This window comes from Psychromonas arctica (genome assembly GCF_036697365.1).
Lineage (GTDB): Bacteria > Pseudomonadota > Gammaproteobacteria > Enterobacterales > Psychromonadaceae > Psychromonas > Psychromonas arctica_A.
In genome coordinates this window covers 70,467-97,060 of record NZ_JBAHZA010000005.1, presented here as the reverse complement: position 1 = coordinate 97,060, position 26,594 = coordinate 70,467, and the positions used below count along the sequence as shown (strand labels likewise).

Below are 26,594 nucleotides of genomic sequence, written 5' to 3'. Positions count from 1 at the left end.
ATGACTACGACGACTATACCTATTAACTCAAAACCAAGAGCTGTTAAACCAGTAGTGAAATATACTTGGTTTAAAGAACGCGCTTTTTCTACTCCCTTAGACACCTTAATGACCTTAGTTTTTTTAAGTGTGATCTGTTATTTAGGGTATTTAATTGTTGATTGGACATTTCTTAACGCTGTTTGGACAGAAGAGAATGTTGCCATGTGCCAAGAAGCAACGGGTGCTTGTTGGTCGGTTGTTGATGCTCGCCATCGCTTAATATTGTTTGGCTTGTATCCATACGAGTTGCAATGGCGTGCAACACTGGCTTGTGCCTCAATCATTTTAGCTATTGTGCTGTCTTGCTTTTCATTCTTTTGGACTATTTGGCGATTGAGCTGGTTATGGTTTGTGGGGTTTGGTAGTTATTACTTATTAATGGAAGGCAGTTTATTAGGGTTACAACAAGTCACAACCGATGAGTGGGGCGGGTTAGCATTAACCTTGTTTCTGTTTTCATCTGTGGTACTTGCTGGGATCCCAACCGGCTTACTTTTTGCGATGTTAAGACGCTCTAAGTTGCCCGTTATCTCTTATGGTATCTCCATTTTTATCGATGTGATTCGTTCACTACCTTTATTAGCGACCTTATTTACCGCTGCTGTTGTTATACCTATTTTACTGCCTGAATGGTTGCATGGGGATAAAATTTGGCGAGTGATTGTTGCCTTTACTTTGTTCTTTGCGTGTTATCAGGCTGAAGTGTTTCGCGGTGGTTTTCAAGGTGTACCTAAAGGTCAAGTAGAAGCTGGGCAAGCGCTGGGCTTGTCATCTTGGCACATCTTTACTCGTATCGTTTTGCCGCAAGTGTTCCGTCATTCATTACCAGGCACCATTAATATGGTGGTGATGACCTTTAAAGAAACTGCGATTGTGATCATTATTGGTTTCTTTGATGTGATTGCTTCTGCAAATGCGGCTATCGGTACTGCTCAGTGGGCGCCATATTATATGGAGGTTTACGCATTTGTTGGCTTTATCTATTGGGGCTTTATTTTCTTACTTGGCCAGTATGGCTCTTACTTAAAACGTCGTTTGAGTAATACCAGCCACTAATTATGTGATGTATTGAAGTAGGGGGAATCACGTATTACCCGATAACCCTATTAAGTTCTAATGTTATAAAAGGGATTATATAAGATGAGTTTAACAACTAATGACCAAAATAGTGCAGATGAAGTTGCTATACAAATTACTGATATGAATAAGTGGTATGGTGATTTTCATGTTTTAAAAGGCATTGACTTAACAGTGAAAAGAGGTGAAAAAATTGTTGTCTGTGGTCCGTCTGGATCAGGTAAGTCAACCATGATCCGTTGTATTAATGATTTAGAAAAACATCAGTCCGGTAAAATAGAAGTGTTGGGCACTATACTCGATCGTAATCCTAAAAATATACAAGCGATCAGAAAAGATGTTGGCATGTGCTTTCAACATTTCAACCTATTTCCCCATATGACGGTATTAGAGAATTGCATGTTAGCCCCGACTTTAGTGCAAGGTACATCCGATAGCAAAGCTAAAGAGACAGCATTAAAATATTTAGATAAAGTGAAAATACGCAATCAAGCTGATAAATATCCTGGACAATTATCTGGGGGGCAACAGCAACGTGTAGCAATTGCTCGTTCACTCTGTATGAACCCTTCTGTGATGTTATTCGATGAGCCAACTTCAGCTTTAGATCCTGAAGTTATTGCTGAAGTATTAGATGTAATGGTCAGTTTAGCAGATATGGGGATGACCATGATATGTGTTACTCATGAAATGGGGTTTGCTCGAAAAGTTGCAGATAGAGTTATATTCATGGATGCAGGTGAAATTATCGAAGATGACGAGCCGAATGCATTTTTTGATAACCCTAAATCAGATCGTACTAAGTTATTTCTAAGCCAAGTATTAGAGCATTAATTTAATCATTAGTTGCAGCCATTTTGTATACTTTAAATGGCTTATGAATATTTAAAATTTAGTTTTTTCATGGGGCTTTATAACCAATACAAATTAATTTTTACTTTGTATTGGTTTGCTTAAAACCTCATTCTTCACATAAAAACACCTGTTTATGCAATTTTAAAACTATTTATCCTTTCTCTCTTTTCTAAGTACAAAACGATTCTTTATTTTATTTATTTAATTGCGCTATTTAGCGCTTTTTTGTGTGCTAATAAGCGCTTCTTAAACTATTGTATTGTTTATTTAATTCTTTTTACTTAGCCTTAAGTTATGTAGTTACTCTTCAATAGTAGGTAGGTGTACATGAACAGCAAAATGAGCCAAAAGTCAGATATCCTCGAGCAAATCTTCACGCAGTTAAAAGCACATTTCCCTGTGCGTGAGCAACCTTTACTAGAAAACTTTATTTCAGGAATTTATCGCGATGTAAGCATTGTTGATTTAACGATGATTAGCCCTGATGATTTATCGGGATTAACTGTTTCTTTATGGCGTGAAGTCCATGTATGGAAAGGGCAAGCCGCTAAGGTTAAAGTCTTTAACCCTGACGTTGAACAAGACGAATGGCAATCCACTCATACCATTATTAGTATTTTAAGCCGTAATATCCCATTTGTTATTGATACTATCAAAATAACGTTAAACAAGTTAAATACTAAGTTACACCGAATTTTTTACAGCGAAATATGCAGTGAACGTACTGCTGGTGGAAAATTAAAAAAACTTAATACTGACGATATTAAAGTTAATGATTTAAACACAGAGCTACTGTTATATATCGAGATTGATCAAACCAGTTCATCGACTGAGCGTGCTAAAATTCAAAGTAGTTTAGACCAGGCTTTAGCCAATGTGTCACTAGTCGTTGATGATTACCCTACTATTCAAAGTAAAGTAAAATCGGCTATTCAAAAAAGTAAAAAAGAAAGTGCTGTTATTACTGAACAAGATGGTTTTGACGAGCAGCAAACTTATTTAAGTTGGATGTTAGATGATCATTTTACTTTTTTAGCTTGTGATGAATTTAAGGTTAAAGATAGTAAGATCAGTATTACTGAAGGCAGTGCGTTAGGGTTGTTTAAACACAATAAATTTATGTCTGATCAAGCGCATTTTGATTGTTTACATGAGTTAAGAGATAGCTCGCTTTTGCATTTTAGCAAAGTCTCTCAGCGAGCGATGGTGCATCGTATCGCTTACCCTGATGTAGTGTATATTAAACAATTTGATAAGCAGGGACATTTGGTTGGCGGGATTCGTTTAATCGGCCTTTATACTTCTTCTGTATACAGTGGAAGCCCATTAGGAATTCCGGTTGTTCGCCAAAAGATTAGCAATATCTTAGCGCAATCTGGGCTAAGTTTAGGCAGCCATTATTACAAAGAGTTAACGCAAATATTATCTACTTATGCTGTTGAAGATTTATTGTTATGTGATGAGCAAACCTTGTTGAGCAATGTGATTGAAGTGTTACATGCGCAAGAGAGAAAGCAGCTTAAATTATTCCTAAGAACTGACGGTAATAAACGCTTTGTGACGGCTTTATTATACGTGCCACGCGATCTCTACAATACAGAAGTAAGATTGAAATTTGCTGAGTTGTTATCGCGCACAATGGACATTGCAGATAGTGATTTTCAAACTTACTTAAGTGAGTCTAATCTAGCGCGTTTACGTTTAGTTATTCACTTAGATAAACCTTACCAAGGTGACTTAGAAACCAATGCGATTCAATTACGCATGCAGCAAATAACTAAAGCATGGAGTGAAGAGCTTCAAGAGTCGTTAATTGAAAACTACGGCGAAGAAACCGCGGTTAAACTCGCTCGTAAATACCATAACGCTTTCCCTACTAGCTACCAAGACAGTTTTAGCTCTCGTGTTGCGGTAACTGATATTGCACGTATTGAGTCATTGTTTAAGTCACCTGAACGTTCAATGGGCTTACGTTTCTACCGTTCAATTGAAGCAAATAATAGTGGTTTAAAACTAAAATTGTTCCACCAAGACGGGGCATTATTGTTATCTGATTTAATTCCTATTTTAGAAAATTTAGGATTAAAGGTTGCACAAGAGTACCCGTTCCAAGTATGTCCTTCAGGTGAAAGTACCTTCTGGTTATATGACTTTACTTTATTGTACGGAGATGACGCAGGTTTTGACCCTGAAGATTACCGTCATTTATTCTCTGATGCCTTTTTAGCGATTTGGTATGCGCAAACTGATAATGACCCGTTTAATAAGTTGATTCTTGGTGCGGGTATTGCGTGGCGTGATATTGCGATGTTGCGAGCTTATGCTAAATATTTGAAACAGATTCGCTTTGGTTTCAGTCATTATGCGATTGCTAAAATATTGTTAGATCACAGTGGTTTTGTGAAACAAATTGTAGACCTCTTTCATGCGCGCTTTAATCCTGAACAACAGGTAAGTCTCGATAAACAATCTACAATGGAAAACAATATTTTAGAAGGGCTGAACGAGGTGAGTAACCTCAATGAAGATCGCGTGTTACGTAAATATGTTGAACTGATTATGGCGACAATTCGCAGTAATTACTTCCAACAACAAGATGGACAATTTAAAGAATATATTAGTTTTAAATTTGACCATAAAAAAATCAGCGAAATTCCATTGCCACGTTTGAGTTATGAAGTCTTTGTTTATTCACCTCGCTTTGAAGGTGTGCATCTTCGTGGTGGAAATGTGGCTCGTGGTGGTTTACGTTGGTCAGATCGAGGTGAAGATTACCGTACTGAAGTATTAGGCTTAGTTAAAGCCCAGCAAGTTAAAAACTCGGTGATTGTGCCAGTGGGGGCGAAAGGCGGTTTTGTTGCTAAACATCTAAATCCAGCGATGGATAGAGATACCTTCATGCAAGAAGGTATTGCTTGTTACAAAATGTTTATTAGTGCGTTATTGGATATCACGGATAACCTTGAAGCTGGCAATTTGTTGCCGCCACAACAGGTTGTTCGTTACGATAATGATGACCCGTATTTAGTAGTTGCGGCCGATAAAGGTACTGCGACTTTCTCTGATATTGCTAATGAATTAGCGACTGACCGTAACTTCTGGTTAAACGATGCATTTGCATCAGGTGGCAGTAATGGTTATGACCATAAAAAAATGGGCATTACAGCGAAAGGAGCATGGATCAGTGTACAGCGTCACTTCAGAGAGTTAGGTGTTGATGTACAAGAACAACCTATTTCAGTGGTTGGTATTGGCGACATGGCTGGTGATGTTTTCGGGAATGGCATGTTGTGTTCTAAAAAGATTAAATTAGTGGCAGCGTTTAATCACCTACATATTTTCATTGATCCAAATCCAGCTAACTTAGATGCCTGTTTTGAGGAGCGTCAACGTTTATTTGATACCCCAAGAACAAGTTGGGCAGATTACAATACTAAGTTAATTTCTGCTGGTGGCGGTATCTTTGAGCGATCTGCAAAATCAATTGCAGTATCACCGGAAATGGCAAAAGCCTTCGATATTAAAAAAGCTAAGGTGACACCAACAGAGTTAATTTCTTTACTACTTAAAGCACAAGTCGATTTACTGTGGAATGGCGGTATTGGTACTTACGTTAAAAGCAGTAAGGAGAGCCATGCTGACGTCGGTGATAAAGCCAATGACATCTTACGTGTTGATGGTAATGAGCTACGTTGTAAAGTGATTGGTGAGGGCGGAAACTTGGGGATGAGTCAGAGTGCTCGTATTGAGTTTTCTAACCATGGTGGTCAATGTTTCACTGATGCGATTGACAATGCTGCTGGTGTAAACTGTTCAGATTTAGAAGTTAATATTAAAATCCTCCTTGATAAGTTAGTTTCAAAGGGGGATTTAACGGTCAAGCAGCGTAATGTTTGGTTGCAGAATATGACCGGTCAAGTTTCTGATTTAGTACTGCATAACAATTATCGTCAAGCACAGAGTATTAGCTTATCCTTCCTTCAAGGACATAAAAGTATCGAGTCATTACGTGGTTTGATTAATAGTCAGGAAGAAAAAGGCAAGCTAAATAGAAGCTTAGAGTTTATCCCAAGTGATGAAGAAATTAATGAACGTAAAAATGCTGGCCTAGGGCTAACTCGTCCTGTTATCTCAGTGATGATCTCTTATGCTAAAAATGAGATGAAAGAGGAACTGGCTAAAGCGCGCATTGCTGAAGATGGTTATTTAGCAAAAGAAGCAGAAAAGGTGTTCCCAGGGGAACTGGTTGACGCTTATAAAAATGAAATACATGAGCATCCATTATTATCTGAGATTGTGGCAACGCAAGTCAGTAATGATCTCTTTAATATCATGGGGGCTTCTTTCGCTTATCGCATAATGTCTAGTACGGGTTGTTCATTCCTAGAATTAGCAAAAGCTTGGGTTGCTGCACGTGATATCTTTGACTTGCCACAGTTACTTTCTGATATTGAAGCATTGGATAATAAGATTGATAGTGTCATCCAAACTGATTTAATTAATAAATTAAAACGCATGGTGCGTCATGCATCTCGTTGGATAGTTAGAAGTCATAGAGAGCAGTTGGATTGTGCTTCTTTAATTAAGAAATACCGTACTTCATTACAAGAAGTAAAAGCTAATTTACCTAAACTACTCAGTGAGCAGAGTTTAAAACAACGTCAAGCTGAGTTAGATAAAGCAGAGAAAGAGGGCGTACCTAAGACTCTTGCAGAAAAACTTTGTAATACGGAGCAGTCTTATGCACTGCTTAATATTATTGATGTGGCGAGTAAATTAAAACTAGATCCACAACTTGCCGCGAGTGTTTACTTCTATTCTGAAGAAAAACTTAAGTTAGCAGATATTTCTGCTCAGCTAAATTTATTGCCTGTAGATAGTCATTGGCAGTTATTAGCTAGAGAAGCGATGCGAGATGACTTAGAGTGGCAACAAAAACGTATTACCAGAGCAATCTTGTTAATGATTGAAGGTAAAGAGTTTGTAAAAGCTTATGATGATTGGTTAGAGCTGCATAACAGCTTAGCGAGTCGCTGGCATAAAATGACAGAGGCTTTATCGGCAGTGAGCATCCCTGAGTTCAGTATGTGCCAGGTAGCATTAAGAGAGTTACTTGATCTATCGAAGAGTTAAATCGCCATTTGATAGTTGAATTTAAAAAGCGATGTTAGCAATAACATCGCTTTTTTATTAGCTGAGATTTGTTGATTAAATAAAGTAAAAAGGTTAAGAGGTTGCTTTCTCAGCTATTTTTCTCAACATGAATGCAGTACCTACAAACGCAAAGCTAGCGGTGACCATGGTTGATGCACCAAAACCACTGGCACAATCCATTTTCATATTACCGTCTGACTCTGCTTTCTCTTTACATACTTCACCGTTCATATCTGGGTAACTAAGCTGCTCTGTAGAGAAAACACAGTTAATTCTGAATTTACGTTTTGGATTGGTAGTAAAGTTAAAGTGGCGGCGTAATTCAGAGCGTACTTTAGCGGCTAATGGGTCTTGGATAGTGCGCGCTAAATCGGTGACTTGAATCTGCGTAGGATCTAATTGTCCACCAGCGCCACCGCAAGTCAGTAAAGGAAACTTATTGCGTTTACAATGAGCCACTAAAGCTACCTTTGCATGAATGCTATCGATAGCATCGAAGATATAATCCATATCCTTTGACAGGTAATCAAAACAGTTTTGTTTATCGATAAAGTCATCAATACAGTTAACCACAATGTCTGGGTTAATTTGCTTACAACGTGCCGCCATCACTTCTATTTTTTGCTGGCCAATTGTATCGGTCAAAGCATGTACTTGACGATTGGTATTGGTGACACATAAGTCATCCATATCAATTAAAGTAATTTGACCAATGCCTGAGCGTGCTAAAGATTCGACCACCCAAGAGCCAACGCCACCGATGCCAACAACACAGACATGGCTATCTTTGAATTTTTGTAAGGCTTTTGTGCCATATAGGCGTTTAATGCCACCAAAGCGGTTTTCATATTGTTCGTTCATGGATAACTCATCTTCATTTTGGAAGCAGGATTATACTGTGTGTTATTGAATATGCAAAAACGGCGAAAGTTATTTACGCTAAAGATAAATACCTTATAGAAATCCCAATAAATAGCGTATCTATTTTTTGTTAAAACAGTCGATTTCCTCCTTATAAATTTCGTAATCAGAACAACTATTTATATCAATTTTTGCTTTTAATTGAACTATCTTAATTACCAAAAAAATTTAATGTAATCGGAATAAGAAGAAAGTTGTTGATTAATATTGTTTTATTTATCAGTTGGTTACATGAAGATATAAGAAAGCGATTATTTAAGAACAAAATAGTGAATATTACGTGATAAGTTCGTGAGATCTGCCCGCCATACTCTCTTTACTAACAAAACACACACTTAACTAAGATAAAAGGGAGTTTCTTCATGACAAACAAGCATTTAATTGCAGCAGGTCTTTTCGGTCTATTTTCTGCAACAGCTCAAGCGCAAGACTTAACGGTTACATTAACTAATTTAACTCATAGTATCTACTTTACGCCAGTTGTAGCTGGTGCACATGATGCAAGTACTGAAATCTTTGAAACAACTACGCCAGCAACGCCTGAGTTAGAGCTGTTAGCTGAAGAAGGTGACTTCTCTGGGGTAAGTGGCCTACTAGGCAATGCTGGAGCGGATGTTATTGATAACCCTGCTGGTGGCTTGTTAGCGTCGGGTGAGTCTACAACCTTTTTATTAAGTAATTCAAGTGGTAATGATTACTTATCTGTTGCGGCAATGATGCTACCAACGAATGATGCATTCATTGGTTTAGATAGCTGGGAAATCCCATCTGAAGCAGGTACTTATACTGTTTATTTAAATGCTTATGATGCAGGTACAGAAGCCAATGACGAGTTAGCTGACAGTATTCCAGCTTTCCCTGGTGGTGATGCAGGTACAGGTGGCGCTGGTGTGACAACGGAAATTAGTACACCTAATGTACATATTCATCCAGGTGTCATTGGTGATGCTGATGCAGAAGGTGGTATTAGTGATTTAGATAGTAGTGTACACCGTTGGTTAAACCCTGTTGCTAAATTGACTGTTGTAGTTGAATAGGAGGCTTTATGATTAAATTTTCTAAAGTCGCTCTTGCTACTGTTGGTGCGCTAGCGCTAGCAGCATGTAATGATGATTCTGATTCTGATTCTGCGACGTCTATTATCGAAACGCCGGTTGAATATGAGGTAGTACTAAAAAACCTCACTAATGGTCAGCCTATTTCTCCACCGTCTTTACTGTTACATGATACGGGTGCTCTATTTACAGTGGGTGAACCAGCTTCTGAAGCTTTAGAGTTATTAGCAGAGTCTGGTGATGCAAGTGAAATATTAAGTGATACCGCTTTTATTTTGAGTTCAGCAAGTGCTAGTGGTGGTATTACCTACGGTACTTCTACCACTATTACAGTGAGTTATACTGATAAAGTAAAATATTTGTCATTTGTTAGTATGTTAGGAAATTCTAATGATGCTTTCACCGGTCTTAACCAGGTGGACCTAACAGATTTGGCGCTGAATGATTCAGCAACTTATCAAACAGTTGCTTATGATGCAGGTACTGAAGCAAATACAGAAACTGTAGATACTGTTCCTGGTCCAGCTTCTAACGCAGCTTCTCCTGACGGAATTGCTGGTGAAGCCTTTAATGCTGAGCGAGATGATATAGATATAGTGACAATGCACCCAGGGATTGTGAGTAGCGATGATGGTTTAACAACCTCGGCGCTAACCTACCAACAGAAGTTCGATAACCCTGTTATGTCCGTTACTATTACTCGTACCAGATAAACTAGTATGACTTATTGATTGTTATTATTAGCTTCATGAGCGATTAACTTTCAATAAGTCTCTTTCTTAGAGAGTTGAAAATGGCAGATAGTATTTTAATCGTAGAAGATGACCAAGATATTGCAGAATTAATCAAGGTCAATATGCAGGATCTTGGTTTAGAAGTAACACATTGTGATAATGGCGAAGATGCGATTAAACAAGCTTTAGAAAATGATTATTCGTTAATCATGTTAGATCTTAATTTACCAGGTTGTAGCGGCTTAGATGTTTGTCGTAAAGTAAGAGAAGCAAAGCAAGAGCAAGCTATTTTAATGCTCACTGCTAGAACCTCGGAAATAGATCGTGTATTAGGGCTTGAGCTAGGAGCCGATGATTACATGGCAAAACCTTTTAGTGTGAGAGAGTTACAAGCTCGAGTACATGCTTTATTGCGTCGCGTTCATCTATTACAGAATAATCAAACTCAAGAACCTATGGCAGATAATGGGGTTATTTGTCATGGACAGTTAATGATTAATCAACGTACTCATGAAGTGGTGCTAAGAGAGCAGAGCTTAGATCTTACTTCTACTGAGTTTGATTTATTGAGCTTTATGGCTCTGAATCCCGGGCAAGTATTTTCTCGCACCCAGCTACTTGATAAAGTATGGGGTTATCAGCACAGTGGTTATGAACATACCGTAAACTCGCATATCAATCGTCTACGTAATAAGTTAGTGGCTGGTCAACCCAATTCAAATAACAAAGTATTTCCACATATTATACAAACCGTTTTCGGTGTTGGTTATAAATTTAGCCCAGAAGGCGTCGTTTAATGAAAGTGTCACTTTATCAACGAATGACGCTTGCTCTAGTATTATTGTTTATCGCTATTACGTGTTTAGTTTCTTGGTGGTCTGCTGCATTAGAAAAAACCTCTCACCATGAAGCAGAGCAACGTCTTCATCTAGAGCTTGCTGAACATCTTGGTCATGATAACCCTCTATTGAAAGAGGGCGTTTATGATCAAGACGCACTTAAAAATTTATTTCATAGTTTAATGATTTTAGGGCCTAGCTTTGAGTTTTACTTCATCTCTCCTAGCGGCCAATTAGCGAGTTACTCTGCTGAGAAAAGTGCGATAAAGCGCCAACATGTGAATGTTGCACCTTTAGTTGATTTCATTAATCGCAAAAAATCATTACCAATTTATGGTGATGATCCTCGTGATAGTCATCAGCAAAAAATATTTTCTGCTGCGCCTATTTATAATGGGGAAAATCTACAAGGTTATTTGTATGTGATTATCGGTGGTCAAGCTTATGATTCGGCTTTTGCTAATGTAGAGTTTGATTTACTTCGGTCGCAATCTTTAATCTTTATATTAGGTGTTGTAGTCGCTTTCTTTTTGGTTTCGATCATCTTATTACGTATTTTAACCAACCCTTTAAAACAATTAACTAACAACATTCGTGCTTTTAAAAAAGCGGGTTTTGAAAAGAATAAAGTTGAGCTTCAACAGTGGCCTGCGGCAAAACATAATGAAATTCACGAATTAGGTGACGCATTCAATGAAATGGCTGAGCAAATTAATTATCAATTTGTGCAGTTACAATCGATTGATAAAACTAGAAGAGAGATGTTAACCGATCTTTCTCATGATTTACGTACACCATTAGCCGCTTTACAAGGTTATTTAGAAACCATTCAATTACGTGGTGATTCGTTAGATAAGGAGCAACATCAACGCTTTATTGAAATTGCATTTAAAAATGCTAATCAACTAAAAAAACTGGTCGATCAAATTTTTGAATTAGCGCATTTAGATGGCGGACAAGTAACGTTGCAGTTAGAGACCTTTCCATTACCTGAGTTACTGCATGATATTGTGGCAAAATTTCAACATCGTTTGCAGGATAAGCAGCTGACATTGAGTATTATTCCTGAGCAGTGTGATTACATGGTGTATACAGATATTGGTAAATTAGAGCGAGTATTAAGTAACTTGATTGATAATGCTATTCGCCATAGCCATCAAGGTGGTCGTATCAGTATTGAAGTTAATGAAGAAGACAGTAATAAATTACATTTAGCGGTTATTGATAACGGAACAGGGATTCATGAACATGAATTAGCTTATATCTTTGATGCGCGCTACCGAGCCAGTAATGCTATCTTTGATAAAAAAGAGCATGGTGGCTTAGGGTTGGCGATTACCCAAAAATTGCTACGTTTATTACACTCTGAAATTAGTGTAGAAAGCCAAATCGGCAAAGGGACTTCTTTCCATTTTTGCTTAAACAGACGTTAATTCTATTTAAGCAGTCCACTTTCCTACCAGTGCTTACATTTACACTTTGCGTAAGCACTGTTTTTTATCATTTAGTACCATTATTCTACGCGAATATTTTCATTGAAGTGCTCGATAGCTTCAACTACTCGAATTGCCCCGTTCTGTATATCTACGATAGTGACACCTGCTTCCGTTGAGAATTCTAATGCGTTACTTGCTTCTCTTTTACATTGCTCAATTAAAGTAACGGCCTCTGCCATTTGTTGAACATTATCATTGACTACCTTGCTGATCTCTTCAGTAGTGGTATTAGTCCGTGAAGCAAGGCTTCTTACTTCATCGGCAACTACTGCAAAGCCACGTCCTTGCTCACCGGCTCGAGCAGCTTCTATCGCTGCATTTAGTGCAAGTAGGTTAGTTTGCTCTGCAATGCCTTTTACACTACCCGCTAGGTTGCTGATATGCTCTGAATGTACATTTAAGAACTTGATGTTTTCACTGACCTTTTCCATTTGTTCGGTTAATTGTTGCATACCATTAATGGTGTCTTGGATAATTTCTTTACATTTCTCAGATTGATTTTGTGTTTCACCCGAGACTTGATGAGCGATTTGAGAAGCTTCAATGGCGGCTTGCTCTTGCTCTATTTGCGAAGTAATTAATGTTGCGAACTTAATGATTTTATAAAGTTCACCACGGTCATTATGAATCGGGTTGTAAGAAGCTTCTAACCAGATCTCTCTACCACTACTATCAATGCGTTTAAAGCGATTAGATACAGCTTCTCCGCTACCTAGTTTTTCCCAGAATAAACGATACTGTTCAGTATTTGTTTCTGCAGGGTCACAAAACATGCGATGGTGGTGGCCTTGAATATCTTCAAGTCGATAACCCATACCTTGTAAAAAGTTATTATTCGCAGTAATTACTTCACCATTGGGTGTAAATTCAATAGTCGACATCGAACGGTTGATCGCTGCTAAAGTGTCTTGTTGTTGTCTAGAGTGTTCAATCGTGCGTGTTAATTCAGTACAGAAAACGACAAATGAAGCTAAATTATTTTGTGTATCAACAATCGGTTCAACTATCGATCTTAGCCAAGTTAATTCTCCATTACTTTTATCTGCTTGCACCGCTCCATGCCATTTATTGCCTGATTGTAAAGCTGCTTTTAGCGCTTGAAAATGACCTGTATTTCGGTAGTGTTCTGGTACCATTTCAGTGAAATGCTTACCACTAATATCATTACTCTTAAAACCTAGCTCAGTCTCAACCATCTGGTTAATAGAAGTTATTTTTCCGCTTTTATCTAATGAAAAGTAGATCATATCTTGTTCAAAACTTTGACTAACCTGTTTAAGAATAAAAAGTTCGTCCTTGAGTTTTTGATTTTCTTCCTTTAACGCTTTGCTCTTAAACATTTAGCTTCTCTCTATAATATTTGTATCAACGAATTAGTTATAAAAAATATACAATAATTTACAGTGTAGTTAAGTTAATTAAAAGGTGGTAGTAAAATGAGGATAAATTAGTTTTTTTGTTGCGAGACTTATAAATTAAAGAGCAATACTTTTAATAAGCCCTACCATGAGTTTCAAGCTGAGGTATACAAAAACTAATCATTGAGCTTGTTTTATACTAAAACTTATTCAACGATTGTTTTTATATCTTTCGTGTTTTCATAACGTACGTAGTTTCTTACTTAAACACAGATACAAAAAAGCCAAGCAAAAATACTTAGCTCATATTAAAGCTTATTGAAACAGGTCTTAGTTAGACGCTTCAACGATTGTTTTCATATCTTTCGTGTTTCATAACGTACGTAGTTTCTTACCTGAACACAGATACAAAAAAGCCAAGCATTGAGCTTGGCTTAATAATATTCGTTATTTAACTAACTGTTTTGATTAGTTAGATGCTTCAACGATTATTTTCATGTCTTTCGTGTTTCCATAACGTACGTAGTTTCTTACCTGAACACAGATACAAAAAAGCCAAGCATTGAGCTTGGCTTAATAATATTCGTTATTTAACTAACTGTTTTGATTAGTTAGATGCTTCAACGATAGTTTTCATATCTTTCGTGTTTCCATAACGTACGTAGTTTCTTACTTAAACACAGATACAAAAAAGCCAAGCATTGAGCTTGGCTTAATAATATTCGTTATTTAACTAACTGTTTTGATTAGTTAGATGCTTCAACGATAGTTTTCATATCTTTCGTGTTTCCATAACGTACGTAGTTTCTTACTTAAACACAGATACAAAAAAGCCAAGCATTGAGCTTGGCTTAATAATATTCGTTATTTAATTAACTGTTTTGATTAGTTAGATGCTTCAACGATAGTTTTCATGTCTTTCATGTAGCCGCGTAGTTTCTTACCTACGATTTCTACAGGGTGGTTACGAATTTCTTCGTTGATTTCGATTAAGCGAGCGTTATCAACAGAGTTAGATTTAACTGTTAATGGCTTACCTAGGAATTCTGGGCTCATTGCTTTAACGAAGTCTGCAAGTAGTGGTTTTGCAGCGTGGTCGAATAAGTAACAACCGTATTCAGCAGTATCAGAGATAACAACGTTCATTTCGTAAAGTTTCTTACGCGCGATTGTGTTAGCGATAAGTGGCGTTTCATGTAGAGACTCATAGTATGCAGACTCTTCAATGATACCTGATGCAGTCATTGCTTCAAATGCAAGTTCAACACCGGCTTTGATCATTGCTACTAGGAAGATACCGTGGTCGTAAAACTCTTGCTCATCAATTTCCATGTCGCCAGCTGGTTGCTTTTCAAAACCAGTTTCAGCTGTTGCTGCACGCCATTTAAGTAGGTTAACGTCATCGTTAGCCCAGTCAGCCATCATAGTTGCAGAGAATTCACCTTCGATGATGTCATCCATGTGCTTGTTGAATAGCGGACGTAGAATCTCTTTAAGTTCTAAAGACATATCGAATGCTTTAACTTTAGCTGGGTTAGATAGACGATCCATCATGTTAGTGATGCCGCCGTATTTAAGACCTTCAGTTACTGTTTCCCAACCGTATTGGATAAGTTTAGAAGCGTATGCTGGCTCAAGACCGTCAGCAACCATTTTTTCGTAACCTAAAATTGCGCCAGTTTGTAACATACCACAAAGGATAGTTTGCTCACCCATTAGGTCAGATTTAACTTCAGCAACAAAAGAAGACATAAGAACACCAGCACGGTCACCACCAGTAGCTGATGCGTATGCTTTAGCCCATGCTAAACCGTGGTCTTGTGGGTCATTTGCTGGGTGAACTGCGATTAGTGTTGGAACACCGAAACCACGTTTGTATTCTTCACGTACTTCAGAACCAGGACATTTAGGTGCACACATGATTACAGTGATATCTTCACGTACTTGCATACCTTCTTCAACGATGTTGAAACCGTGAGAGTAAGCTAGTGTTGCGCCTTCTTTCATAAGAGGCATAACTGCGCCAACTACAGCTGTATGCTGTTTGTCAGGTGTTAAGTTACATAATAAGTCAGCTTGTGGAATTAGTTCTTCGTAAGTACCTACAGTGAAACCGTTTTCAGTTGCGTTTTTCCAAGATTGACGTTTTTCAGCGATTGCTGCAGCACGTAATGTGTAAGAAACGTCAAGACCTGAATCACGCATGTTAAGACCTTGGTTAAGACCTTGCGCACCACAACCGATGATAACTACTTTTTTGCCTTTTAATGCTTCACAACCGTCAGCAAACTCGCTGCGATCCATAAAACGACATTGACCTAGTTGATGTAACTTCTCACGTAGAGGAAGAGTATTAAAGTAGTTAGCCATGTTAGCTGCACTCCGAAATAAATTAATAGGGAAAATGACATTTTAATAAGTGGTCATTTGAATTCGGGAGTCACTATAACGCATAAGGCGTATTGCGCAAAATGATATATTAGCAATGTTACGTTGCGGAAAATGAAATGATACAATAACTATATTGCGTTTATTGAAAGTGAGAATCACTTTTATCATACAAATGTGAGCATCACGATATTATGATAAATGGTTTACTATTATGATGTGCTTTGTGATGGTAATTGTATTTTACCTATAGTTGTTAACTTATTGTATATAAAGGAGCTTTTATGCCTTCACTGGTATTGCCAGGAGAGTTAGTCTCTAGCCAATGGTTAGCAGAGCATAGGAACCATTCTGAATTGATTTTATTAGATGCCAGCTGGCATATGCCATTGACACAGCGTAATGGATATCAAGAATGGTTAAATGAACGTATCGATAATGCGCGTTTTTTTGACTTTGATCGTGAAGTTTGTGATCAAGACTCAGCTTTTCCGCACATGATGCCGACACCACAACATTTTGAGCTCTCTGCTCAGCTACTTGGTATTAACAATAATAGTGTGATTGTGGTTTATGACAGTTTAGGTATTTTTTCTAGCCCACGTGTTTGGTGGATGTTTAAAACGATGGGCTTTACACAAGTTGCGGTTTTGGATGGAGGCTTACCAGCTTGGAAAGAAGCTGGCTTCCCTTTAAATACGCAACCACCTGAGAAAGTTGCCCATCAAGGTGATTTTAAAGCGGTTTATCACGCTGATTTGATTAGCGATACTAAGCAGGTTGTTGATGCAATAGATGATAAGCAAACTGCGATTATCGACGCAAGAGCAAGGAATCGCTTTTTAGGTGAGGTGCCTGAAGCAAGAAAAGGGTTGCGATCTGGGCATATGCCATCAGCAATTAACTTGCCTATTAGTGAAGTGTTACATAACCAGACCATGAAAAATGCTTATCAATTAGCACAAATTTTTGAAGCATTAATGCCACAAAAGCAGCGTATGGTATTTAGTTGTGGGTCTGGGGTGACTGCTTGTATTTTAGCGCTAGCAGCTAAACTCGCCGGATATGACGCATTAAGTGTTTATGATGGTTCTTGGAGTGAATGGGGGGCGAACCAAACCTTACCTGTTGTGCAATCAAAATAAAGTAGAATAATGGATATTAAATCGTTACAAATATTTGTGCATCTTAGCCAAAGTTTACACTTCTCTAAAACGGCTTTGGCGATGCACGTTAGCCCTTCAACTTTAAGCCGCTTAATACAACGTTTAGAAGATGAGTTAGGGGCGAGTTTATTAATTAGAGATAATCGTTCTGTAGTGCTAACTGATGCTGGCGTTGCTTTTAAGCAATTTGCACTTCAGCAAATTGAGCAATGGGAACTATTAAAGCTTTCCATTTCAAAAGGCACTAATGAGTTAGAAGGTGAGATTAACCTGTATTGTTCAGTAACCGCTGCCTACAGCCATTTACCCCCAATATTAGAACGCTTTAGACGCAATCATCCTCATGTTGATATTAAGCTAACCACTGGTGATAGTGCAGTGGCGATAGAGCAAGTGATGCAACACCAAGTTGATTTTGCAATCACTGCTTACCCTGATAACTTCCCAAACCGAATGCATTTTATTCCTTTAGCAGAAATTCCATTGTCATTAATTGGACCTACTATTCCTTGTGCGGTAACTAAGTTAACATCTCAGGCATTAATTGACTGGAAGGATATTCCATTCATTTTGCCGGAACATGGCGCAATAAGGCGTCGCTTTGATACCTGGTTTCGGTCCAATAAAATTGGAAAGCCACATATCTATGCAAAAGTAGCAGGGCATGAGGCTTTAATTAGTATGGTGGCGCTAGGTTGTGGAGTCGGTGTTGCTCCTGATGTGGTCGTTGAAAATAGCCCCGTGCGAGACCGTGTACAAAATCTGCCCTATAGTGGCGAGTTAGCTTCTTTTAATCTAGGTGTTTGTTGTTATAAAAATCGATTAAATGAACCTTTGATTGAAGCTTTTTTAAATTGTGTTGAATCTTAATCATTTATTAACAAAAACCAAGTTTGTTTATATTCCCATAGAATTTATGCGGGGCGAGGTTTACAATGCATTAATAATTGAAGGAGCTTTTTTATGTTAAATCCACAGAAGTTAGAAGAAATCGCAAAGCAAGTAAGTGACGCAATGCCTGAAGGTGTAAAAAGCTTTGGTAATGAGATAGATCGTAAAATCAAACAAGTGTTACAAGCGCAGTTAGGCAAGCTAGATATGGTGAGCCGTGAAGAGTTTGATGTTCAAACTCAAGTATTACTTCGTACTCGTGAAAAACTCAATGCAATGGAAGAAAAGTTTGCTGAGTTAGAAAAGAAATTAGATGCATCGAGCGAAGACAAGTAGAGAACTTAATGAAAGAACAGTATTTAAAGAACGCAGAGTTATTTGTAGAGCAAGTAGCGGCACAGGGTGAGTTATTTGGTTTATTTGGTGAAGACCAAGGTTGGGCAAATTGCCATGCGCATGATAATAAAGACGCAACAGCCGTTTACTTATTTTGGTCTGATGCAAAACAAGCGGCTAAATTACAAAGTGAAGAATGGGCTGATTACCAAGTACAAAGCATTACATTAGACTTATTTTTTGAATCTTGGTTAGATGGTATGCAAAAACAACAAGTTTTTGCAGGTGTTAATTGGGATCAAGATTTGTGTGGTTTAGAGATTGAAGCAATGGTACTTAAAAATGCTTTAGTAGAAAACCTTCAACAAAAAGATGTTGAAACGGCTGAAGTTGAATAATACCAATCCTCTGTTTAGCATCCATAAAAAAACCAAGCTTTTAGCTTGGTTTTTTTATATTAGTGGTTGAGAGGCTAATACTCATTATACTAATGTTACTACTCTTCTGGGTAAGTACCCCAACCATCGTAATCAATGCCAAAAGATTGTGCCAAAGTTAGCAGTCTTTCCACATCTTCATAAATTGCTTCTTCATCTAGGTTCATTTCAACAACCACGTCAAAACTTAGGATGATTGAGCCATCTTCTAATTCTAGCTCTTCTGGATCGGTAACTTCATATCCTTTTTTGAAACAAGCCACTGCAGCTTTTTCTAATACGTCGAAATTGTCGCAAGAAAGGTGGTGCTCGATCATATAAATTGCATCTGGATTACTGCCATCTTCTAAGATCGCTTCTACGATATCCGCAGTTTCTTCAGCAAATTCAGCTAATAGATCTTCAAATGTAAGTTCTTCTGACATGTTTATCTCTTCTATATCAAGGTTTACGGTTGTGGCTTAAGCTTTTTATTTTTACTTAGCCACTCGTATTTTATGCGTTGTGATTAATCGCAACAACCTGGGTTGTTATCTGGGCGATTAACTTCTTTATTAAGTTGCTTGTATTTAGCTAGCATTATCTCATGAGAGTCATTCATTAAACGGCGAATTTCACGCTTTTTATATTGGCTAATATCAATAGGCTCTAACATCTCTACGATTACTTCACCATTATCCCAACGATTCAACTTAACTTGTTGATGCGTATTAGATATAACCGTTGGTACAACATTTACACCTGCTTGAAGTGCAGTATGAAAAGCGCCCATCTTAAATGGCATTAATCCACGACCACGGCTACGAGTTCCTTCTGGGAAAATCCATACGGCTAAATCTTTAGCACGCATTTGGTTAACTACATCGGTAATAGTATTTTTGGATTTATCTTTATTGTCACGATCAATTAAGATATTGCCAGTTAGCCAATAAATGATGCCAAAGAAGGGAACCAACACTAAACTCTTTTTACCAATAGTCACTGAACCAGGCTGAACTGCGCCTGTTGTAGTCACCATATCGTAGTTATTTTGATGATTTGCAATATAAACGACTGAACCGTTATTTTTAGCACTCTCAGGTATTCTAATCGTGACTTTTAAACCCACTAAACGCGACATCTTACTAAATAGCATTGCAAAGTGATAAGTATTCTTAGGGTTACGTGGACTCAAAATACAATAAAATAGTGAGTAAACACTCATTAAAATAACGACAGCAACGATTAAAATTGCTCTGATAATAAATAACATAGTTTATGAATTCTCTTCTTGTTCAGGTTCAGAGTTGATGATTTCAATATTATCAACGCGTTGTAGGCCTCGTGGTAATTTATTGCCACGACGACCACGTTCACCTTGATAATGGGCTAAATCATTTGGTTTAAGGGTGAGCTTGCGTTTCCCTGCATGAAGGGTGACAGCACTCTCAGGTGATATAATTTTCAGCATAGTAACAAACTCTTCTCGTTTAGTCGCTTTTGCTGTCATGATGTTAATCATTTTGTTGCCTTTACCTTTGCTTAAACTTGGTAAGCTAGCAACAGGAAAAATCAGCATACGACCTTCGTTACTGATGGTTAAACACAAGTCCTCTTTATTATTAGATAGTTTTTGTGGTGCAATTAACTGTGCATTTGTCGTTAAATTGATTAATGCTTTACCATTTTTGTTACGGCTATTAATGTCACTCAGGTTAGCAATAAAACCATAACCGTGATCACTACTAATAATATAACGGTCGCTATCATCACCCATTAATACGCAAGCAAAAGGTACATTCTCATTTTGATTGAAACGGCCTGTTAGTGGCTCGCCTTGTGTTCGAGCAGAAGGTAAAGAATGCGCATCAAGAGAATAAACTCGACCGGATGTATCAATAAACAAACAACTTTGATTACTCTTACCTTGGCAACTTGTTAAGTACTCATCACCGGCTTTAAAGCTTAAGGCTTGTGGATCAACATCATGACCTTTAGCACTTCGTACCCAACCTTGGGTTGATAATACGACAGTTACTGATTCACTCGGCATTAATTCTTTTTCAGTTAAAGCTTTAGCTTCTTCTCTTTCTACCATTGGCGAGCGGCGATTATCGCCATACTTTTCAGCGTCAGCTTTAATCTCTTTTTTCACTAGGGTATTAAGGCGACGGTCTGAGCCGAGTAATAACTCTAGTTTCTTCTGCTCTTCTGATAATTCTGCCATTTCACCACGGATTTGAATCTCTTCAAGCTTGGCTAATTGACGTAATTTAATTTCTAAAATAGCGTGTGCTTGTGTTTCAGATAACTCATAGCGCGATATCAATTCTGCTTTTGCATCATCGTAGGTACGGATGATTTCAATCACTTCATCAATATTTAAGTAAGCAACTAATAAGCCTTCTAAAATATGTACACGGGCTAATATTTTATCTAAGCGGTATTGTAAGCGGCGACGTACAGTATTTCGGCGATAAACTAACCACTCATTTAAAATGGTTACTAACCCTTTTACACTAGGACGTTGATTGAGGCCCAGCATGTTTAAGTTAACTTTGTGGCTAACCTCTAAATCAGTAGAAGCAAATAGATGATTCATTAATGCTTCGATATCAATACGATTTGAGCGAGGAATAATAACCAAGCGAGTTGGGTTTTCATGATCTGATTCATCACGTAAATCAGCAACCATTGGCAGTTTTTTGTCCTGCATTTGCTTGGCGATATCTTTTAATATTTTACCACCAGACACACGATGAGGTAGTGCTGTTACCACTATCTCGCCATTTTCAACAGAGAATACGGCACGGCTTTTAAAGCTACCACGCCCGGTTTTGTAGATATTTACAATTTCTTTGCGTGGCGTAATGATTTCCGCTTCAGTAGGGTAGTCAGGGCCTTGCACAAATTCCATTAAGTCTTCTAGCTGTGCTTTGGGATTGTCGATTAGGTGTAGACAAGCTTCAGCTACTTCACGCGCATTGTGCGGCGGAATATCGGTTGCCATACCAACAGCAATACCTGTGATCCCGTTTAATAGAATGTGTGGTAAACGTGCAGGTAATAATTCAGGCTCTTTTAAAGTGCCATCAAAGTTAGGCTTCCAATCGGTAGTTCCTTGTCCAATCTCTGATAACAGTAATTCTGAAAAGGCAGATAAACGTGACTCTGTATAACGCATCGCAGCAAATGATTTTGGATCATCTGGCGCACCCCAGTTACCTTGACCATCAATTAACGGGTAGCGGTAAGAGAAAGGCTGAGCCATTAGTACCATGGCTTCATAACACGCACTATCACCATGCGGGTGGTATTTACCTAAAACATCACCGACCGTACGTGCTGACTTTTTATATTTTGCTAAAGCAGATAAGCCCAATTCAGACATTGCATAAACGATACGTCGCTGAACAGGTTTTAAACCGTCACTGATATGCGGTAACGCACGATCCATGATCACATACATGGAGTAGTTAAGGTAGGCATCTTCAGTAAATTTAGCGAGCGATAGTTGCTCTATGCCTTCTAAACTCATGTCTATGACTTCACTCATATTTTTACAACCCTGTAATTAAAAACAACTAATTAAAGGGAGAGTATACAGTAGTTGTATTGCAAGACAGAAATAGAAATGAATTTGTATGTATGAAATATGATATTTTTTGATCAAAAGCAGCGTGTGGTTAGGGAAAGGGGGGACTTTTAGTCGTAAAAAGTAGAGCGGTAAAAAGTAGATTAGTTATTGTACTTATGTGAATGACTAATCTACTTTGCTATTACTTTAAAGTTTATAGTTGCGCGAAGGCTTTTTTAGCTGCAGCTATGGTGTTATTAATATCTTGCTCTGTATGCGCTAATGATAGGAAGCCTGCTTCAAAAGCTGACGGTGCTAAGTAAACGCCTGCTTCTAACATTAAGTGGAAGAATTTTTTGAATTTTTCTACATCACAAGCACAAACTTGTTGGAAGTTAGTCACCTCAGTTTCTTCAGTAAAGAAGAAACCAAACATGCCACCTGCATAGTTAACACTTAATGGAACACCTTCTTCTGCAGCAGCTTGCTTAAGACCTTCAGCTAGCTGTTTAGTTTTAATCGCTAATTGTTGGTATTCTGGAGAATCAAGCGCCGTTAATGAAGCTAGACCTGCGTGCATCGCAATAGGATTTCCTGATAGAGTACCTGCTTGATAAACAGGACCCGTTGGTGCGATAAATTGCATCACTTCTTGGCTACCGCCAAAAGCACCCACTGGCATACCACCACCAATCACTTTACCTAGAGTTGTTAGGTCTGGTTTAATGTTGTAATGAGCTTGTGCTCCACCTAGTGCCACACGGAAACCTGTCATCACTTCATCGAAGATTAATAGTGCTTTGTATTGGTCACAAATATCACGTAACCCTTGCAGAAAGCCATCAGCAGGAGGAATACAGTTCATGTTGCCTGCTACTGGTTCAACAATGATACAAGCAATTTGTTCTGGATATTCTTCGAATAAGGCTTTAACAGAAGCTAAATCGTTAAAATTAGCAGTTAAGGTATGTTTAGCAAAATCAGCTGGAATACCAGGTGAACTTGGTTGGCCTAATGTTAATGCGCCAGATCCTGCTTTTACTAACAAAGAGTCAGCATGTCCGTGGTAGCAGCCTTCAAACTTTAGAATTTTATCGCGATTAGTATACCCACGAGCAAGACGAATCGCACTCATGGTTGCTTCTGTTCCTGAACTTACCATTCGCACTTGTTGCATTGAAGGAACAAGTTGTTGCACTTTTTCAGCCATGGTGATTTCAATTTCAGTTGGAGCACCAAAACTTAAACCGAACTCTGCAGCATCAATGACTGCTTTTTTAATTGCAGGGTGGTTATGACCTAAAATCATTGGTCCCCATGAGCCTACATAGTCAATATATTGCTTATCATCAACGTCATAAATATATGCATCTTGCGCTTTTTGAATAAATAATGGGCCTCCACCTACGCCATTAAATGCGCGAACCGGTGAATTTACGCCACCAGGAATAATAGATTGTGCTCGGTTAAATAACTCTGATGATTTGCTCATAATTTCCCATTAATTATTTTTAAAAAGACTAAAACAGCAATATACCCATGAAAAAACAAGATGCAACTGAGAAAGTAGTTAGATCAATGCTTTTTAACAGGGTTTCTTTGTAAAATCTTTGCTAACATACAAAAATAAAGTCTATGAATGACTAATCTTTTATAATACTGGTTTTGTACCTCTTTTTTGCTTTAGGTTGTATCGCAATTATGAAAATAGCAGTGCCCTTGGTGTTTATTAATGGAATTAAAAGTTTCATTGAGCGTTTTTTCACTCGTAAAAGTAGTGCGTTATTAATTTGGTTATCTGTTTTTATCGGATTGCTGGCTGGTGGTGTCTCAGCTTTATTTGACCACGGTATTATCCTCGTCTCAGAAATGCGCTTAGAGCTTATTCATCGTTATGGTGAAGGCGATATTCCCCTTTGGTTAATTGCTATTCCAATCTCCTCTATCATGGCTGCAACTGCTTTTTATATTACTCACCGTTTTGCTCCTGAAGCTGGAGGGAGCGGTATTCCTGAAATTGAAGGGGCGATGGAAGGAATGCGTCCAGTACGTTGGAAACGTGTTATCCCAGTAAAGTTTATGGGCGGTTTACTTGCATTAGGCAGTGGTATGGCACTTGGGCGAGAAGGGCCATCGGTGCAGCTTGGGGCAAATGTAGGACGTATGATTTCAGACATTTTCAAAGTAGGTAAAGTTGATGCTCAAGCGTTACTTGCAGCAGGTGCGGCGGGTGGTTTAGCAGCAGCCTTTAATGCGCCACTTGCAGGGATCATGTTTGTAATTGAAGAGATGCGTTCGCAGTTTAACTACAGTTTAACCTCTACTAAAAGCGTCTTTTTAAGTGCGGTGATGGCTACGATTGTTATGCGCGTATTCACAGACCAAGATGCAGTTGTAACTGTGACTCAATATTCTCATCCCGACTTACATACGCTAGGGTTTTATCTAGTCTTGGGGTTTTGTTTTGGAGTGATCGGTATCTACTTCAACAAAATGATTTTAGCTACACAAGATATTTATCTTTCTATTCATAAAGGGCGTCGTTGGTATTTTGTTGGTATAGGTGCATTTCTTGGCGCTATCTTTGGTGCATTATCGATAGTTGCCCCAGATGTTGCTTTCAGTGGAATAGAGTTAATACCGCATGTAGAAGGTGGGCATTTTTTAGCTGGTGGTCTTTTATTATTATTTTTGGTTCGTACCTTTACTACGCTATTAAGCTTCGGATCTGGTGCTCCTGGTGGAGTGTTTGCCCCAACTCTTGCTCTTGGTACATTATTTGGAATGTTATTCGGGGTTATCGCACAAGCTTTATTCCCAGATTTAATTACCGAGCCTGGTGCATTTGCTATCGCAGGTATGGGGGGATTGTTTGCTGCGACAGTACGAGCTCCAATAACAGGTATTTTATTGGTAATTGAAATGACCAGTAACTATGAAATGATTTTGCCATTAATTGTAACCTGTTTGGGAGCAACTATGGTGGCACAAACTTTAGGCGGCCGTCCTATTTATACTCAATTATTAGAAAGAACATTAAAACTAGCAATGCGCGCTAAACGCCAAGAAACGACTGATAAGGCGATGGATCGTATATCTGGTAAGTATACTAAGCATGATAAACAAGAAGAAAAATCATGAAGCAATTCAAAATAAGCTTTTTAAAGTGGCTTGTAATTAGTTTAATTTGTATCTATTTTGGTTTTATGGTGGGCAAATTTAAGCAAGATATCCTGCAGCATAAAGCTCAATCTTTAGCTTTAGATGTGGAAAGTCTTACACTTGAAAACACACAGTTAACAGAACGACTTAATTTAATTCAAGCAGAATATGCTTCTGAAAAGCAAGTCCATAAAGTATTAGAAAAAGAAAATCAGAAGCTCAATGACGCTTTAGATGCAAGTAACAATAAACTGTACTTTTATGAGCAGGTAGTCGCGCCTGAATTATCTGAAGTGGGTATTAATATCTATTCATTTGATGTCAGCCCAGGAAAAAGTGAGGGGACATGGTTATTTGAACTGGTGTTAATGCAAGGACAAAAGGGCAGACATGAGCTTGATGGTAATGTTGAAATTAACTTTGCTAGTGCAGATGATAATAAAAGAATTAAATTAACAGATCTTGATGCAAGTTTTGATAGCGCTTTTAAATTTAAATATTTTCAACATCTTAAAGGTAGCTTTACCTTGCCGAAAGAAGCCGAAATAGAGCAAATATTTGTAGTGGCTGAAGCTAAGGGGTCACAATGGAGCCGTGCGCAACGTATTGAAAAAATATATGATTGGAAAAACTTTATAGAAGATGGTGCCAGGTCTTTAGAAGAGTTAGCAACGCAATCAGAATAGGCTTAAAAGATAAACTTCCCTAATACTTGAACAAATTGGTCAGGCATTAGATAATAGCGCTGGGCACATTAATAGGATTACAAAGTAACATGACAAGTGAAGTGGAAATGGCATTACCGATTTATTTCAGTGATAGCGCAGCAAACCGAGTGAAAGCATTGATTGCAGAAGAGAATAATCCTGACCTTAAGTTACGTGTTTATGTTACCGGTGGAGGTTGCTCTGGCTTTTCATATGGTTTTACCTTTGATGAAAAAACCAATGAGGATGATACCTTAATCGAGAATTGTGGAGTGACATTGTCTGTTGACCCAATGAGTTTACAATATTTAGTCGGTGGTACTGTTGACTTTATCGATGGCTTAGAAGGTTCTCGCTTTTTAGTTAATAACCCTAATGCAACGTCAACTTGCGGTTGTGGTTCTTCATTCTCTATTTAAT

The 26,594-nt window shown here is 38.1% G+C and carries 20 protein-coding genes and 2 pseudogenes; 14 read left to right on the top strand and 8 right to left on the bottom strand.

What is annotated here, in order from left to right; translation table 11 throughout:
• The 3 genes from V5290_RS07220 (at position 1) to V5290_RS07210 (ending at position 7,107) form a co-directional block, all read left to right on the top strand.
• Positions 1-1,098, top strand: a complete 1,098-nt coding sequence (locus tag V5290_RS07220) for an amino acid ABC transporter permease (RefSeq protein WP_333383392.1) — start codon at positions 1-3, stop codon at positions 1,096-1,098.
• An 84-nt stretch (positions 1,099-1,182) separates the two neighbouring features.
• A complete protein-coding gene (locus tag V5290_RS07215) occupies positions 1,183-1,953 on the top strand; it encodes an amino acid ABC transporter ATP-binding protein (protein WP_333383388.1) in 771 nt (256 codons plus the stop codon).
• 348 nt (positions 1,954-2,301) lie between these two features.
• Entirely contained in the window at positions 2,302-7,107 is a 4,806-nt protein-coding gene (locus V5290_RS07210; RefSeq protein WP_333383385.1) for an NAD-glutamate dehydrogenase, read from the top strand.
• Between the two features lie 93 nt (positions 7,108-7,200).
• On the opposite strand, the gene tcdA is transcribed toward V5290_RS07210, so the two are convergent.
• Positions 7,201-7,989, bottom strand: a complete 789-nt coding sequence (gene tcdA, locus V5290_RS07205) for a tRNA cyclic N6-threonylcarbamoyladenosine(37) synthase TcdA (protein ID WP_333383382.1) — start codon at positions 7,987-7,989, stop codon at positions 7,201-7,203.
• A gap of 422 nt (positions 7,990-8,411) precedes the next feature.
• Here tcdA and V5290_RS07200 point away from each other — a divergent pair, with 422 nt between their 5' ends.
• From V5290_RS07200 to V5290_RS07185, 4 genes are all read left to right on the top strand, one after another.
• The gene (locus V5290_RS07200; RefSeq protein ID WP_333383379.1) at positions 8,412-9,086 is read left to right on the top strand and encodes a spondin domain-containing protein; all 675 of its coding nucleotides are present in this window, start codon (positions 8,412-8,414) and stop codon (positions 9,084-9,086) included.
• An 8-nt stretch (positions 9,087-9,094) separates the two neighbouring features.
• Positions 9,095-9,817: a spondin domain-containing protein gene (locus V5290_RS07195; RefSeq protein WP_333383376.1), complete on the top strand. Its 723-nt coding sequence runs from the start codon at positions 9,095-9,097 to the stop codon at positions 9,815-9,817.
• Between the two features lie 80 nt (positions 9,818-9,897).
• Positions 9,898-10,635, top strand: coding sequence for a response regulator transcription factor (locus V5290_RS07190; protein ID WP_333383373.1), 738 nt, complete (start codon positions 9,898-9,900; stop codon positions 10,633-10,635).
• The gene (locus V5290_RS07185) at positions 10,635-12,110 is read left to right on the top strand and encodes a HAMP domain-containing sensor histidine kinase (RefSeq protein ID WP_333383370.1); all 1,476 of its coding nucleotides are present in this window, start codon (positions 10,635-10,637) and stop codon (positions 12,108-12,110) included. The genes V5290_RS07190 and V5290_RS07185 overlap by 1 nt, the downstream gene beginning before the upstream one ends.
• Positions 12,111-12,190: 80 nt before the next feature.
• Here V5290_RS07185 and V5290_RS17525 read toward each other — a convergent pair.
• From V5290_RS17525 to ilvC, 3 genes and pseudogenes are all read right to left on the bottom strand, one after another.
• Positions 12,191-12,616, bottom strand: a pseudogene (locus V5290_RS17525) (methyl-accepting chemotaxis protein); the annotation flags it as partial.
• A gap of 117 nt (positions 12,617-12,733) precedes the next feature.
• Positions 12,734-13,420 (bottom strand): annotated as a pseudogene (locus V5290_RS17520) (PAS domain-containing protein); the annotation flags it as partial.
• Positions 13,421-14,416: 996 nt separating this feature from the next.
• Entirely contained in the window at positions 14,417-15,901 is a 1,485-nt protein-coding gene (ilvC, locus tag V5290_RS07175; protein WP_333383364.1) for a ketol-acid reductoisomerase, read from the bottom strand.
• Positions 15,902-16,203: 302 nt separating this feature from the next.
• Between ilvC and V5290_RS07170 the strand changes: the two genes are divergently transcribed.
• The 4 genes from V5290_RS07170 to V5290_RS07155 all read left to right on the top strand — a co-directional run bounded on the left by V5290_RS07170 (position 16,204) and on the right by V5290_RS07155 (position 18,710).
• Positions 16,204-17,064: a sulfurtransferase gene (locus V5290_RS07170; protein WP_333383363.1), complete on the top strand. Its 861-nt coding sequence runs from the start codon at positions 16,204-16,206 to the stop codon at positions 17,062-17,064.
• 9 nt (positions 17,065-17,073) lie between these two features.
• A complete protein-coding gene (gene ilvY, locus V5290_RS07165) occupies positions 17,074-17,955 on the top strand; it encodes an HTH-type transcriptional activator IlvY (RefSeq protein WP_333383360.1) in 882 nt (293 codons plus the stop codon).
• 93 nt (positions 17,956-18,048) lie between these two features.
• Positions 18,049-18,312: a ubiquinone biosynthesis accessory factor UbiK gene (gene ubiK / locus V5290_RS07160; protein WP_333383357.1), complete on the top strand. Its 264-nt coding sequence runs from the start codon at positions 18,049-18,051 to the stop codon at positions 18,310-18,312.
• Between the two features lie 8 nt (positions 18,313-18,320).
• Entirely contained in the window at positions 18,321-18,710 is a 390-nt protein-coding gene (locus V5290_RS07155; protein ID WP_333383354.1) for a DUF2750 domain-containing protein, read from the top strand.
• A 98-nt stretch (positions 18,711-18,808) separates the two neighbouring features.
• Here V5290_RS07155 and rraB read toward each other — a convergent pair whose 3' ends face one another.
• The 4 genes from rraB to hemL all read right to left on the bottom strand — a co-directional run bounded on the left by rraB (position 18,809) and on the right by hemL (position 23,797).
• Positions 18,809-19,174 carry a ribonuclease E inhibitor RraB gene (gene rraB, locus V5290_RS07150; protein WP_290039902.1) on the bottom strand — a complete coding sequence of 122 codons (366 nt, stop codon included), beginning with the start codon at positions 19,172-19,174 and terminating at the stop codon, positions 18,809-18,811.
• Positions 19,175-19,257: 83 nt separating this feature from the next.
• On the bottom strand, positions 19,258-20,001 hold the full coding sequence (locus V5290_RS07145; protein ID WP_333383348.1) for a 1-acylglycerol-3-phosphate O-acyltransferase: 744 nt from the start codon (positions 19,999-20,001) through the stop codon (positions 19,258-19,260).
• Between the two features lie 3 nt (positions 20,002-20,004).
• A complete protein-coding gene (gene parC, locus V5290_RS07140; protein ID WP_333383345.1) occupies positions 20,005-22,284 on the bottom strand; it encodes a DNA topoisomerase IV subunit A in 2,280 nt (759 codons plus the stop codon).
• 235 nt (positions 22,285-22,519) lie between these two features.
• Entirely contained in the window at positions 22,520-23,797 is a 1,278-nt protein-coding gene (gene hemL / locus V5290_RS07135; RefSeq protein WP_333383342.1) for a glutamate-1-semialdehyde 2,1-aminomutase, read from the bottom strand.
• A 209-nt stretch (positions 23,798-24,006) separates the two neighbouring features.
• Between hemL and clcA the strand changes: the two genes are divergently transcribed.
• From clcA to erpA, 3 genes are all read left to right on the top strand, one after another.
• Positions 24,007-25,446, top strand: coding sequence for a H(+)/Cl(-) exchange transporter ClcA (gene clcA, locus V5290_RS07130; RefSeq protein WP_333383339.1), 1,440 nt, complete (start codon positions 24,007-24,009; stop codon positions 25,444-25,446).
• On the top strand, positions 25,443-26,153 hold the full coding sequence (locus V5290_RS07125; protein WP_333383336.1) for a DUF6776 family protein: 711 nt from the start codon (positions 25,443-25,445) through the stop codon (positions 26,151-26,153). The genes clcA and V5290_RS07125 overlap by 4 nt, the downstream gene beginning before the upstream one ends.
• Before the next feature lie 89 nt (positions 26,154-26,242).
• On the top strand, positions 26,243-26,593 hold the full coding sequence (erpA, locus tag V5290_RS07120; protein ID WP_333383333.1) for an iron-sulfur cluster insertion protein ErpA: 351 nt from the start codon (positions 26,243-26,245) through the stop codon (positions 26,591-26,593).
• Position 26,594: the final 1 nt, after the last annotated feature.

Coding starts and splice junctions, on each gene's coding strand:
- V5290_RS07145 (WP_333383348.1), bottom strand. CDS start 20,001: ATGTTATTTATTATCAGAGCAATTTTAATCGTTGCTGTCGTTATTTTA.
- hemL (WP_333383342.1), bottom strand. CDS start 23,797: ATGAGCAAATCATCAGAGTTATTTAACCGAGCACAATCTATTATTCCT.
- ubiK (WP_333383357.1), top strand. CDS start 18,049: ATGTTAAATCCACAGAAGTTAGAAGAAATCGCAAAGCAAGTAAGTGAC.
- V5290_RS07200 (WP_333383379.1), top strand. CDS start 8,412: ATGACAAACAAGCATTTAATTGCAGCAGGTCTTTTCGGTCTATTTTCT.
- parC (WP_333383345.1), bottom strand. CDS start 22,284: ATGAGTGAAGTCATAGACATGAGTTTAGAAGGCATAGAGCAACTATCG.
- tcdA (WP_333383382.1), bottom strand. CDS start 7,989: ATGAACGAACAATATGAAAACCGCTTTGGTGGCATTAAACGCCTATAT.
- V5290_RS07185 (WP_333383370.1), top strand. CDS start 10,635: ATGAAAGTGTCACTTTATCAACGAATGACGCTTGCTCTAGTATTATTG.
- V5290_RS07125 (WP_333383336.1), top strand. CDS start 25,443: ATGAAGCAATTCAAAATAAGCTTTTTAAAGTGGCTTGTAATTAGTTTA.
- clcA (WP_333383339.1), top strand. CDS start 24,007: ATGAAAATAGCAGTGCCCTTGGTGTTTATTAATGGAATTAAAAGTTTC.
- V5290_RS07170 (WP_333383363.1), top strand. CDS start 16,204: ATGCCTTCACTGGTATTGCCAGGAGAGTTAGTCTCTAGCCAATGGTTA.
- V5290_RS07190 (WP_333383373.1), top strand. CDS start 9,898: ATGGCAGATAGTATTTTAATCGTAGAAGATGACCAAGATATTGCAGAA.
- V5290_RS07210 (WP_333383385.1), top strand. CDS start 2,302: ATGAACAGCAAAATGAGCCAAAAGTCAGATATCCTCGAGCAAATCTTC.
- V5290_RS07195 (WP_333383376.1), top strand. CDS start 9,095: ATGATTAAATTTTCTAAAGTCGCTCTTGCTACTGTTGGTGCGCTAGCG.
- V5290_RS07215 (WP_333383388.1), top strand. CDS start 1,183: ATGAGTTTAACAACTAATGACCAAAATAGTGCAGATGAAGTTGCTATA.
- erpA (WP_333383333.1), top strand. CDS start 26,243: ATGACAAGTGAAGTGGAAATGGCATTACCGATTTATTTCAGTGATAGC.
- V5290_RS07220 (WP_333383392.1), top strand. CDS start 1: ATGACTACGACGACTATACCTATTAACTCAAAACCAAGAGCTGTTAAA.
- ilvY (WP_333383360.1), top strand. CDS start 17,074: ATGGATATTAAATCGTTACAAATATTTGTGCATCTTAGCCAAAGTTTA.
- rraB (WP_290039902.1), bottom strand. CDS start 19,174: ATGTCAGAAGAACTTACATTTGAAGATCTATTAGCTGAATTTGCTGAA.
- V5290_RS07155 (WP_333383354.1), top strand. CDS start 18,321: ATGAAAGAACAGTATTTAAAGAACGCAGAGTTATTTGTAGAGCAAGTA.
- ilvC (WP_333383364.1), bottom strand. CDS start 15,901: ATGGCTAACTACTTTAATACTCTTCCTCTACGTGAGAAGTTACATCAA.